This window comes from Reticulibacter mediterranei (genome assembly GCF_016587455.1).
On record NZ_BNJK01000001.1, the window covers coordinates 5,657,118 to 5,669,644 of the forward strand.

9 protein-coding genes and 1 rRNA gene are annotated in these 12,527 nt (G+C 52.5%); 9 read left to right on the forward strand and 1 reads right to left on the reverse strand.

The window, feature by feature from the left end; translation table 11 throughout:
- The first annotated feature begins 20 nt into the window (after positions 1-20).
- The 9 genes from K3T83_RS24385 to K3T83_RS24425 all read left to right on the forward strand — a co-directional run bounded on the left by K3T83_RS24385 (position 21) and on the right by K3T83_RS24425 (position 11,185).
- A complete protein-coding gene (locus tag K3T83_RS24385) occupies positions 21-242 on the forward strand; it encodes a helix-turn-helix domain-containing protein (RefSeq protein ID WP_220205532.1) in 222 nt (73 codons plus the stop codon).
- A gap of 12 nt (positions 243-254) precedes the next feature.
- Positions 255-1,175: a DNA adenine methylase gene (locus K3T83_RS24390; protein WP_220205533.1), complete on the forward strand. Its 921-nt coding sequence runs from the start codon at positions 255-257 to the stop codon at positions 1,173-1,175.
- Entirely contained in the window at positions 1,172-2,716 is a 1,545-nt protein-coding gene (locus tag K3T83_RS24395; RefSeq protein ID WP_220205534.1) for a DNA cytosine methyltransferase, read from the forward strand. The genes K3T83_RS24390 and K3T83_RS24395 overlap by 4 nt, the downstream gene beginning before the upstream one ends.
- Positions 2,717-2,726: 10 nt before the next feature.
- Positions 2,727-3,611, forward strand: a complete 885-nt coding sequence (locus tag K3T83_RS24400) for a hypothetical protein (RefSeq protein ID WP_220205535.1) — start codon at positions 2,727-2,729, stop codon at positions 3,609-3,611.
- Positions 3,608-4,402 carry a DUF5131 family protein gene (locus K3T83_RS24405; protein WP_220205536.1) on the forward strand — a complete coding sequence of 265 codons (795 nt, stop codon included), beginning with the start codon at positions 3,608-3,610 and terminating at the stop codon, positions 4,400-4,402. Before K3T83_RS24400 ends, K3T83_RS24405 begins: the two co-directional genes overlap by 4 nt.
- 67 nt (positions 4,403-4,469) lie before the next feature.
- On the forward strand, positions 4,470-4,943 hold the full coding sequence (locus K3T83_RS24410) for a hypothetical protein (RefSeq protein WP_220205537.1): 474 nt from the start codon (positions 4,470-4,472) through the stop codon (positions 4,941-4,943).
- A 154-nt stretch (positions 4,944-5,097) separates the two neighbouring features.
- Positions 5,098-6,246: a tyrosine-type recombinase/integrase gene (locus K3T83_RS24415; protein WP_220205538.1), complete on the forward strand. Its 1,149-nt coding sequence runs from the start codon at positions 5,098-5,100 to the stop codon at positions 6,244-6,246.
- Between the two features lie 131 nt (positions 6,247-6,377).
- On the forward strand, positions 6,378-7,838 hold the full coding sequence (locus tag K3T83_RS24420) for a nucleotide-binding protein (RefSeq protein ID WP_220205539.1): 1,461 nt from the start codon (positions 6,378-6,380) through the stop codon (positions 7,836-7,838).
- Between the two features lie 382 nt (positions 7,839-8,220).
- Positions 8,221-11,185: ribosomal RNA gene (locus tag K3T83_RS24425) — 23S ribosomal RNA — on the forward strand.
- Positions 11,186-11,387: 202 nt separating this feature from the next.
- Here the strand turns inward: K3T83_RS24425 and K3T83_RS24430 are convergent.
- Positions 11,388-12,485: a serine/threonine protein kinase gene (locus tag K3T83_RS24430; RefSeq protein ID WP_220205540.1), complete on the reverse strand. Its 1,098-nt coding sequence runs from the start codon at positions 12,483-12,485 to the stop codon at positions 11,388-11,390.
- Between the last annotated feature and the right edge of the window lie 42 nt (positions 12,486-12,527).

Consider the following 12,527-nt stretch of genomic DNA (forward strand, 5'->3'; position numbering starts at 1 on the left):
CAAGCAGGAAGGATATACCTATGGACAAACGAAAGAAAAAGACTCCCGTGAGCGAGGTGCTTGCTCCTCCCATATTGCTGACCATTGGACAAGTTGCTAGTGCCTTGCAGGTGAGCCGTAACCAGGTCTATCGTCATATCAAGCGCAATGGATTGCCTACCGTCAAGATCGACAACGGCTTTATGCGGGTATCGCGTGCCTCTCTGGAACGCTGGATTACCGAACATGAACAGGCAGGTTAGCGAGGGAAGCACATGAAGAAACCATTTGGCTGGTACGGGGGCAAGGAAGCGCTTGCTCCCACCCTCGTCTCACTCTTACCCGTGCATCAGGTGTACTGTGAAGTGTTTGGTGGCTCCGGGGCGCTCCTGTTTGCCAAGTCGCCAAGTCCCCTGGAGATCTTCAACGACCTGGATAGCGGCGTCGTGAATTTTTTTCGCGTGCTACGTGATCCTGAACAGGCCGAGGTGTTGCAACACCAGCTGGCCCTCACCCCCTATGCGCGTGAAGAGTATTATGCTTGTCTCAAACATTGGGAAGAGGCACCAGATCCCATCGAGAAGGCGCGGCAGTGGTATGCGGGCGTGATGCTCAGTATGAATAGCTCCATTCGCAACACCGGCTGGAGCAGTACCAAGAAGCCGGGATCGAACCCTGCACGTGGCTGGACTAGCAACATTGCGAATCTGAGTGCCTGTACCAGCAGGCTCGCCCATGTCCAGATCGATCATCGAGATTTTGAAACGGTCATGCACGCCTATGATAGCCCTCACACGTGTTTTTACCTGGACCCGCCCTATGTGTTGGAGACCAGGCGCAAACACCTGTGTTATCACCACGAGATGAGCGAGGTGGACCATGAGCGGCTGCTCTCTTGCGTTCAGCAGGTGAAGGGGATGATTTTGCTTTCTGGCTACGCTCATCCCCTCTATCAAGAGGCGCTGGCTTCCTGGCATTGTCTGACGCTCAATGTCCGCTGTTCTTCGGCGGTGCGAGTATCTGCTGAAAACGGGGAGGCGACACGCGCCAGCTGGACGCGCACCGAATGCATCTGGATGAATGCAGCTTGTGTGCAGTCCCAACCCTCATTGTTCCATGCTCTCATGGGTGATGAAGATAGGCAGGAGATTCTCCTGAAGCAGAGCCATCATGGTGAAAGGGAAAAGAACGTATGACGCTCGATATCACGGTTACTGATATGTTTTGCGGTGCCGGTGGCTCAACGACTGGCGCAACGCTTGCAGGGGCTTCTGTGCAGCTAGCGATCAACCATTGGCAGCGAGCTATAGAGACACACAATACGAACTATCCCAACACGCTGCATGCGCTGACTGACTTGCACACAGCCAGTCCCAGACGCTTCCCTGGCACAACGATATTGATTGCATCGCCTGAATGTACGTCGCATAGCCTTGCCAAAGGCCGCAAGCGCAAAGAGCAAGGCGCTAGTCTGTGGGATACAGGTGAGCCAGACCTGGCAGCAGAAGCAGAGGAGCGGTCGAGGTGTACGATGTGGACACCCCTTGACTGGGCCGAATATCACGATTATCAAGGAGTCATTCTGGAAAATGTCGTGGATGCTCACCTTTGGCGTCCGTTTCAGGCATGGTTGCAGGCGTGGCAGAGCCTGGGGTATGACTTTGAACTGGTCTACCTCAATTCGATGCACGCGCATCCGACACCCCAGAGTCGAGACCGTATGTACTTTGTCGCCTGGAAGCACGGCAACCGCAAACCGAATGTGAAGATCACACCAGCTGCATACTGTCAGAAGTGTGAGAAGAAGGTGGACGCGGTGCAATGTTGGAAGAAGCCGAGCAGGCGTTACGGCAAGTACAGGCAGCAATATATCTATTGTTGCCCTGGCTGTGCTATTGAAGTGGTGCCCTACTACTATGCCGCCATGAATGCTATTGACTGGTCTCTTCCAGCGCCACGTATCGGCGACCGCACAAAGCCGTTACGAACGAAGACTATGCAGCGCATTGAGTACGGACTAAAAAAGTTTGCTGGTCATCCATTTAGCATCCCAATGACCAGGGTACAGGATCGACTCAGAGATGTGACACAGGAGCCATTCCCGACCCAAACAGCAACGGAAACACAAGGGCTGGTTATGCCTTTTATCGCAGAGTTGCATGGGACATCAACGGCTCGTGGCGTGACCGAAGCGCTGGCGACGGTGTGTGCTGGCGGCCAGCATCACGGTCTGGTCGTGCCATTTCTGCTCAACCTTAACCATCTAAACACACGTGCGACATATGTCACTGCACAGCCATTTCCTACACAGACCGCCTATGACGACAATGCGCTTCTCATACCACCATTTCTTATGGATCATTTGGGAGAATACCGACCACGCGCTATCACCGGACCCTTTTCAACCATCTGTGCGGCAGGCAATTACCACAGCGTTGTCACACCTCCAGCCTGGTTGATGCCCTACTACAACAATGCTCAACTCGTCCCGGCCACTCGGCCTGTGCCGACGGTCACGACATTGGATCGGTGTGCGCTGATCACTGGCAAAACGATCTCCGTCGAGGAGTGCGGATTCAGGATGCTTGTCCCGAAAGAGATACAAGCAGCGATGGCTTTCCCTCCTGAGTATGTCATCACAGGGACGCGGCGCGAGCAAATCAAGCAACTCGGCAATGCCGTTACGCCTCCTGTGATGAAGATACTCATGGAGCGGGTCATTGCCTCGCTTTCTTGAAAGGAATCCTATGAATGCTAACCACATGCAGGTCTATCCCTGTGGCTATAGTCGAGATGCAGCCCTGATCAGACATCTGATGCAGACAGATCCCTGGATGCTGCTGATTGATACCCGTTACACACCTCGATCACAGATGCCAGCCTGGAATGAGGCCGCGCTACGGGCAACGTATGGAGCGCGTTATCGTTGGGCAGGAAAGTACCTGGGCAATCAGAATCATGCGAGAGGAGGGCCAATTAGCTTGAGGGATGCAGAGACCGGGATTGGAGGACTCATCCGCTATCTCCGAGAGGGCTACCCGCTCATACTGCTATGCGGATGTCGTGAATACAGTCAATGTCATGTAAGCATGATTGTCTCGCTGTTACAAGCTGTGCTCTCATCTGTGCAGGTGATCCTGCCAGAGACGCTGCCACAACCAGAGAGTGTGCAGTGCATTAGCGTCCGGCAACCCTGGACCTGGATACTGACGCATCCAGAGATTGTGCAAACCTGTGGCATGCCACCCAAAGCAGTCGAGAATCGGGACTGGTCTACTCGGTATCGCGGCTTGCTCTACTTACATGCTGGATCACAGGTCGATGAAACACTGTTTCATCCCGATGGGCAACTTGATCACGCGTTCTGGCAATGGCGCTTTGGGGAGCCTGGAACACGCTTAGCTGAACGGATGCCACAAACGAAAGAGGCATATTCCCGCAAAGCGATTGTGGGCAAGGCGGAACTGGTTGATGTGGTCGAGGAATCCGACAGCCCCTGGTTTCTTGGCCGCTACGGGCTGATCTTGAACCAGGCTCAGCCCTTTGGCCCGATTCTGAACTATCCTGGAGCGCGGAAACTGTTTGCCGTGCCCCAGACAGTCATTGAGCAGCGAGAGGACAAAACCGCATGAAAACCACGATTGAATGGACGCAGCGATCCTTGCCAGATGGCACAATCGTTCCTGGCTATACCTTCAATCCCTGGTGGGGATGTTGCAAAATCGCCACTGGTTGTAAGAACTGCTATGCAGAAGGGTTCGCCAAACGCGTTGGCAAAAAGATATGGGGGCCAGCCTCAACAACGCCACGATGGACGTTTGGAGAGAAACACTGGAATGAACCATTGAAATGGAATCGAGAGGCCCAGCGGATCGGACATCGCGCCAGCGTCTTTTGTGCAAGCATGGCAGATGTGTTTGAAGAGCATCCGCAGTTGCCGCCAGAGCGCGAGAAATTGTGGGAACAGATTGACAAGACGCCCTGGCTCAACTGGTTGTTGCTGACCAAACGGCCTGAAAATATTCTCTTGATGGCTCCCTGGCAGCGGCAATGGCCCGATAACATCTGGCTGGGAACCTCCGTAGCTGAACAAGAGGATGCAGACGAAAATATCGATCATCTTCTGGGTGTGCCTGTTGTGGTGAGGTTTGTGAGTTATGAGCCAGCACTAGAGGAGGTCGATTTTACTCCCTGGCTTTCCGACCTCCAATGGCTGATTTGCGGCGGCGAGAGCGGTCCAACTTCGCGTCCCTTTGATCTGAATTGGGCGCGTGCCGCACGAGAGCAGTGTCAGGCAGCCAACATTCGCTTTTTCTTCAAACAGGTGGGAGGTCGGTATCACAACAGCGGTGGGCGACTGCTCGATGGACGGACCTGGGATGAACTCCCACCGGAAATACCAGAACTGATGATGCATGGGTAAGTGAAAAACAAGCAGTATGATTTCCCCTGGTGTACCAATCACCAGGGGAAGTGAAAGGAAAGAAACCATGAAGCAATCTCTTCGTGAGAGTGTGCGTGCAATGTCTGACCAGGAGGTTCAGGACCGCTACAGCCAGGAGACGTTGAAGCTGAAAACGTTGTTGCAGGTTCAGAGACCAGGAGATCCATTCTTAGGATATCCCAATACCGCGATGATGAACTGTTGCAAGCAAGAGTTGGAATACAGGAGCCTGCCAGTGCCCCAGGTAGTTTCCCCTGGAGGAGAGAAGCCCCCGCGCTTCCCGGTCACAAAAACGATCAACAGAGCTGTGCTTGACCATCATAGAGGGGTAAATAGTGGCGTGTTCTGTGAGGTTGAACGATCAAGTCAAGAGCGGTTTGTCTATCAGGTATGGGAAGCCAGAACGAGGAGAGGCGTGCTTTACGTACACACGCTCAACGGATGGGCGTTTCCTGACCATGTGTGGGTTTGCTCCACCGAAAATGCGGCAGAGCAGCACACGCTGTGGGAAGCGTCTTGATACGGACAATCAGGGCTTGTTTTGAGAGCACAAAAATCCATCCAGGCCGAACAAGCCCATTTCTCGCCTCTCTGAGCCTCAAAAATGAGTACTCTCGGGAGTATGTCTATTCATCGGATCGTCTTTAACTCTTAGAAAAGTGAGATCATAAATTATGCCTCGGCGGAAGAAAGAAAAAGGCATACGCGGCTTCGGTTCCGTGTATCAGCGCGGCAGCGATGGGCGCTATGTTGCCAAGTATAAGGCTGAAGACACCAGGAGCGGATACAAAGAAGAATATGCTCGTACGGAAGCGGAAGCCTACGCCAAGCTAGAGAAAGCCTGGCTAGCAAAACAGCAAGGACGATTAGCCACCGGGCCACAGCAAACGGTAGAGCAGTTTTTCGAGTATTGGTTAGAGGACGTACATCAAGGAAATATCAGCTATAGCTCATACAGGCAATATAGAAAGTTGCTTCGTAATTATGTTTTGCCTACACTTGGAAAGACGAAATTGCAGAACCTTTCAGCAGATCAAATCAATGCTTTGTATACTAGCATGAAGAAAAGAAAGTATGCGGCGGAAACGATTCGGGCGGTACATCGCATGCTCCATAAAGCGTTGAAAGATGCAGTGAACTGGAGTCGTCTCTCTTTCAATGTGTGTGATAAAGTACAACCCCCTCGTGCTGAGAAGCACGATATTCAACCCCTGGACAAGGAACAAGCTCAGAGGTTACTAGAGGCCGCGAAAGGAACCCGTCTGGAAACCTTACTCATTCTTGCGGTCACGACCGGGATGCGGCAGGGCGAGTTAATTGGTCTTAAATGGCAGGATATCAATTTTGAAGAAGGCGGTTTGCAGGTTCGCCGCTCTGTAGGGCGTGATAAACAGGGCCGTCTGGTTGAGAACCCACCGAAGACGGAACAAAGCAGACGCAAAATTCTGTTACCTCGCTTCGTTATGGAGGCGCTGCTCCAGGAAAGGAAACGTCAGGCCGCTATGCGGGTACGATTTGCCAGTGTGTGGCAGGAGAGAGATATAGTCTTTGCGGCAAGAGCAGGAGGCTTTCGCGATCCATCCGAGATACGAAGAGAGTTCAAAAACCTCTTGAAAGAGGCTGGTTTACCCAATATCCGCTTTCACGATCTGCGTCACAGTGCTGCAACCATCTTACTGAGTATGGGAATACATCCAAAGCTGGTGCAAGAACTTTTAGGGCATAGTAGTATCACAATGACAATGGACCGATACTCTCATGTGTTGCCCTCTATGCAGCGCGAAATGATGAATAAGTTAGATGACCTTTTTACAGGGGAATAGGTTCTTTTGAAACCCCAAGCTGTTGACGCCTCGCTCGTTGAGCCATTAAAATACGGTTGCATTTATCACGAGAAAGCCGACCGCATGGCTCAACTTGGCGTATGGAGTAACGTAGCTGGAATGAGGGAGTTATGGAAGAAAACAAACGCATCATCTTCTACTCTTGGCAGTCTGACCTGGATGGCAAAACGACTCGTTCATGCATCGAGGAGGCACTCAGGCGAGCGATTAAAGCGCTCAAAAAAGATGACACGCTCGATGTGGAGCCGGTGATTGAACGCGACACAAAAGGTGTGCCTGGTTCACCTGACATTGCCAAGACAATTCTAGAGAAAATCAACCGGGCGCACATATTTGTCGGAGATGTCACCATCGTTAACCAGGGCGAAAAGCGTCTGACACCCAACCCGAACGTGGTGTATGAACTAGCGTATGCTCGGAGGGCATTGGGCAGTGAACGTATTATCATGGTGATGAATACTGCCTACGGCGCTCAGCCAGATTTGCCATTCGATCTACGCCAGCACCGGGCAATTGGCTACCTGTTGCCGAAGGATGCGGTGGAGGTTGAGGGGAGAAGCCGGGCAGACATACGTAGAGATTTGGAGAATAGACTCAAAGCGGCACTCCTCGACATTTTGAAATTAGACGAGCCACTGCCGATTGCAGTGGTATCATTTGCAGAAAAAGCCATGAATGCTATCAGAGAAGGACATCCTGATATGCCTGCTCGCGTACGTGACTATATGGCGGATCTGGTTGCGAGAATTCCGCTGATTCCGCCTACCAACAAGCAGGACATACTTGACGAACAGCTGGTCCAGGCGATAGATGCTTCGACCACGCTAGCCGTCGAATTTGCGCATGTCATCACTGTAATTGCTGAGAGAAATGTAGTCGAAGCGGCTCAGACCGTATACGAGGGATTTGCTGATATCCTCAATTTGTATACGTTCCCGCCAGAACAACACTCAAGAGGTGATACCTTCACCCGTGATCTTGCAAAGTTTCTCGGTTATGAACTGTTTATTATGTTCGTTGCCCTTCTGATCCAGAATAAACGCTGGGAACTGCTGGCGACGCTCCTTGACGAAGATCTTTATGCGCGAACCAGCAACTATGCCCAGCCTGCCTTTGTCCCATTCACCGCGCTTTGTCAACCTGTAGCGCTGCTCTACCAACGCAATGAGCGCCTGAGTTGGCATAAGCTGTCACTTCAAGGAAACATACTGTACGACCGGCATGTGGCAGGCGAACTTGCGACTTGCGTGCCGGTAGAGCAGTTTATAGAGGCGGATTATTTTCTTTTTCTACGAGATTTGCTCAAACCAGAAACAAAGCCCAAACAGATGAATTGGCGGGCTTGGACTACTCTACCTATGGGGAAGCCTGCCAGCTATCTTTATAAGGCTGTTCGAGGCGATTTTGCCGAGCAATTGGCTCGTTCACTTGGCGTTCCTGATGTTCCGACGTTACGTAGCCGATTGACCGAGCGGCAAAATACACTTACCATCATGTGGACATCTGGGTCTAACGTGATTTGGTTCGATCCTTTGGAACGGTTCGACATCGACAGCATCGGTAGCCGCTAGTCTGCGGCTGTGTTAACGAGTAAATCTAATTTTCACAGCTATTTTGATGGTTTTGCTGTCAAAATAGCTGTCACGCACAGCTATTGGCCTTATTGGTGGGGCATAAAGCAAGGTGGGAAGGCGGGATATGATACTCTCATTTCCTGATTGTGGCTACGTCTGTAGTACCATGAGGCTAATTTCGCCCGGCTATGAAAATATGCCGAGAAAACTGTTGACAAGCCGCACGATCTGTGGCATATTATGCAGGCACCGGAAACACGGATGCAAAAAGAAAAAAGCACATTCACAACTGAACATAATTCCTTCAATTTTGCTGAGGACTTCAGCAAGAGAAGAAACCGAGAACCATTCCATCAACAGAGGAAAAGACAAGAAGAACGAACAAGCTACACAGAGGACAGGGTGGATGCCTTGGCGCTTTGGACCGAAGAAGGACGCGGAGACCGGCGAAACGTTCCGGGGGAGCTGCATGCAAGCGTTGATCCCGGAGAGTCCGAATGGGGCAACCCCTCCAGAGTGATGTCTGGAGACCCACATCTGAATCCATAGGATGTGAGGAGGTCAGTGGGCGAACTGAAACATCTCAGTAGCCCGAGGAAGAGAAATCAACCGAGATGCCCGGAGTAGTGGCGAGCGAAACGGGAGCAGCCCAAACCGTTCCTTCGCAAGAAGGGGCGGGGTTGTAGGACCGACAACATGTGCGTTTGGTGTACTTGAACAGGCTGGAACGCCTGACCAGAGCGGGTGAGAGTCCCGTAGAGCAAGCACCGAGCAAGCGGGTCGGGATCCTGAGTACCACGAGACACGTGCAATCTTGTGGGAAGCTGGGGGGACCACCCTCCAAGGCTACCTATCCAAAGCGACCGATAGTGAACCAGTACCGTGAGGGAAAGGTGAAAAGCACCCCGAGAGGGGGATGAAAGAGTCCCTGAAACCCTGTCCTTACCAGCAGTCAGAGGTCACTGTATCGTTGCGATACCAAGGACTAATGGCGTGCCTTTTGTAGAATGATCCGGCGAGTGCATCGGCGTCGCCTGGTTAACTCTCGTTAAAGAGAGGGAGCCATAGGGCAACCGAGTGTGAAGAGCGCGTCTGTGGCGTCGATGCGACCCGAAACCGTGTGAGCTACCCATGAGCAGAGTGAAGCGAAGGTGAAACTTCGTCGAGGCTCGCACCCACCAGTGTTGCAAAACTGGGGGAGGACTTGTGGGTAGGGGTGAAATGCCAATCGAACACGGAGATAGCTGGTTCTCCCCGAAATGTATTGAGGTACAGCCACCAGAGAGCATCTGTTGGAGGTAGAGCACTGTTTGGGCTAGGGGCTAAGTGCTAGTTACCAACCCCAGGCAAACTGCGAATGCCAACAGCATAGACTGGTGAGTGAGACGGCGGGGGCTAAGCTTCGTCGTCAAAAGGGAAACAGCCCGGACCACCGGCTAAGGTCTCCAACTCAATGCTCAGTGTCAAAGGCAGTCTCTGCGCAATAACAGCCAGGATGTTGGCTTAGAAGCAGCCACCATTGAAAGAGTGCGTAATAGCTCACTGGTCGAGTGCAGAGGCACCGACAACGTAGCGAGGCTCAAGCATTGGACCGACGCCGTGGATTCTAGTGAACAACTAGAATGGTAGGGGAGCGTTCTGCGTGCCGAGAAGCCAGATCGTGAGGACTGGTGGAGCGCGCAGAAGTGAGAATGCCGGAATGAGTAGCGTAATGTCTGTGTGAATCAGACACACCGAAAGCCTGAGGGTTCCTGGGCACCGTTGGTCGTCCCAGGGTCAGTCGGGTCCTAAGCCGAGGACGTCAAAGTCGTAGGCGATGGCAAGCAGGTAGGATATTCCTGCACCGGAGACGGTCGTTATGAGAGAAGGGGGGACGCGGTAGGGAAGGTGATCCCAGCAAGTGGACAGGCTGGGTGCCTTGTCTGAAGCGCGTGATCGAGGCAAATCCCGATCACACATCGCGTGACAGCAGGGCCGAGTCCGCGCAAGCGGGCGGTAGTCATCGGTCCCCAGGCCGCCAAGAAAAGCCTCTATCCAGAACGTTCTCCGCCCGTACCGCATACCGACACAGGTAGGCAAAGAGGAATCTCTTCAGGTGAACGAGCGACCCTCTGTTAAGGAACTCGGCAATTTGACCCCGTACCTTTGGAAGAAGGGGGGCCTTAGTAATTTGTCCCTTTATGGGATGGATGAGGAGGCGGCACAGAATAGGCCCAACCGACTGTTTACCAAAAACACAGGTCTCTGCCAACACGAAAGTGGATGTATAGGGGCTGACTCCTGCCCAGTGCCGGAAGGTTACGAGGAGCGGTGTGCGTAGCTGCGAATCTAAGCCCCGGTGAACGGCGGCCGTAACTATAACGGTCCTAAGGTAGCGAAATTCCTTGTCGGGTAAGTTCCGACCCGCACGAAAGGAGTAACGAGTTGGGCGCTGTCTCAACAGAGGACTCGGCGAAATTGAAGTACCCGTGAAGATACGGGTTTCCCACGACAGGACAAAAAGACCCCGTGGAGCTTTACTACAGTTTGGCCTGGATACGAGATATGGCGTGCGTAGGATAGGTGGGAGCCGGAGAGACCAGCCTTGTGGGGTTGGAGGAGGCAACAGTGAAATACCACTCTCGTGATGTGTTGTATCTCATCTTTACCCATGATCTGGGAAGGAGACAGGGCCAGATGGGTAGTTTGACTGGGGCGGTCGCCTCCCAAAGAGTAACGGAGGCGCTCAAAGGTTCTCTCAGGGTGGATGGACATCACCCGGACAGAGTGCAAAGGCACAAGAGAGCTTGACTGCAAGACGGACAGGTCGAGCAGGGACGAAAGTCGGACTTAGTGATCCCACTAACCCGCGTGGAAGGTTGGTGGCTCAACGGATAAAAGCTACCCCGGGGATAACAGGCTGATCTTGCCCAAGAGTTCACATCGACGGCAAGGTTTGGCACCTCGATGTCGGCTCGTCGCATCCTGGGGCTGGAGTCGGTCCCAAGGGTTGGGCTGTTCGCCCATGAAAGCGGCACGCGAGCTGGGTTCAGAACGTCGCGAGACAGTTCGGTCTCTATCCGTCGTGGGCGTAGGAAGAGTGAGGGCAGTCATCTTCAGTACGAGAGGACCGAGATGGCTTGACCGCTGGTGTGCCAGTTGGGGGGCCTCCCCCACCGCTGGATAGCTATGTCAAGAAGGGATAAGCGCTGAAGGCATCTAAGCGCGAAGCCGCATCCAAGACGACTCTTCCCATCTCTTCGTGAGATCAAGATCCCAGAAAGAACATCTGGTCGATAGGCTGTCTGTGGACACCTGGTAACAGGCGCAGCCAAGCAGCACTAATGATCGTACGGCTTGTTGTCACCCGTTGTCTTTCTCCTGGTTGATGGGCATGGCTCGGTTTCGCTCTTGCCGTCGTCAGCAAAATTGAGGGAATTATGTTTGGAGTGCTTGAAAAGCCAGTACTATACAGAATATAAAGCATAAACATTCTGTATAGTACTGGCTTTTTTGTGATAAGTTGAGGCGTGGACCATTTTCAGTTGTGAAGATTTATATAGTAGCCTACCGAAATTGGGCAGGAAGAAATGGTAGTACCGATTGTTTTGCTGTGTATTGTCTGGGAAAAGTGGAGGGTCTTCCCGACGAAGCGGGAGACGATGATGAGCGAGGCGTGGAAGAGGGCGAAGCGGGAGGATGTCGCAAACGAACGCGAATACGCTCTAACTCTCGCCTGACACCAACCATGCTTCCAGGACGCATGCGGCTATCTAATTCAAGCATAAAGGCCACCAGTTCCGCAAGCTCTTTTGGCAGAGCAGGGTTATAAAATCCGAGAGGCTGGAAGTGGAAAAGCGGATCGTTGTCTTGCGGATCATGGCCGGTCAGGAGTTGGTGAAGGATAACCCCCAGGCTGTAGATATCGGAGCGCGGCGTCGTCTGTGCTTTTCCATACTGTTCTGGTGCGGCGTATCCTACCGAGCCAAACGCCAGCGTATCTTTAGCTTGCCCACGTTTGAAGAGGCGCGCAACCCCAAAATCGATCAGATAGATGTGCTTCTCAGAGGTAATCATGATATTGAGCGGTTTAAGATCGCGAAAGATAATGGGTGTTGGTCGCGTATGCAAATAGCCCAGGACACGGGTTAGTTGAATACCGATATCGATGACCTCTAATGTAGGCAGCACCCGACCAGATACTTTGGAGGTATAGTCCTCCACCGTTTCCCCTTTAATGAAATCCATTGCCAGATACCAGCGTCCACCCTCTTCAAAATAATCATAGACGCTCGGCAAATTAGGATGGGTCAGGCGAGCCAGCATGTTTGCTTCCTGCCTGAAGCGCTCGGTTGCCTCGTCGATCTCCTGGGCATTTAAGTTGTGCTGGCTCATTTCCTTGATCGCTACCTTGCGCCCAAATTTAAGATCCCGTGCTTTATAGACAGCTCCCATACCTCCTTGTCCCACCATTTCTAGAATACGATAACGGTGATAGAGTATATGTTGCGGCTCCAAGCGGCCGGTGAGACCCCCCTGCCTGGGCGATACGACTGGTGTTGGGAGTGTACCAATGATGAGTTTTTGTCCACAATGAAAGCAAAAGATAGCCTTCATCTGACTGGCTGCCCCACAAACTGAGCAATAGATCACATCAGATGACATCGTGATCCCTCATTTCGGCACCTCTTGGTATTATGAACTTGA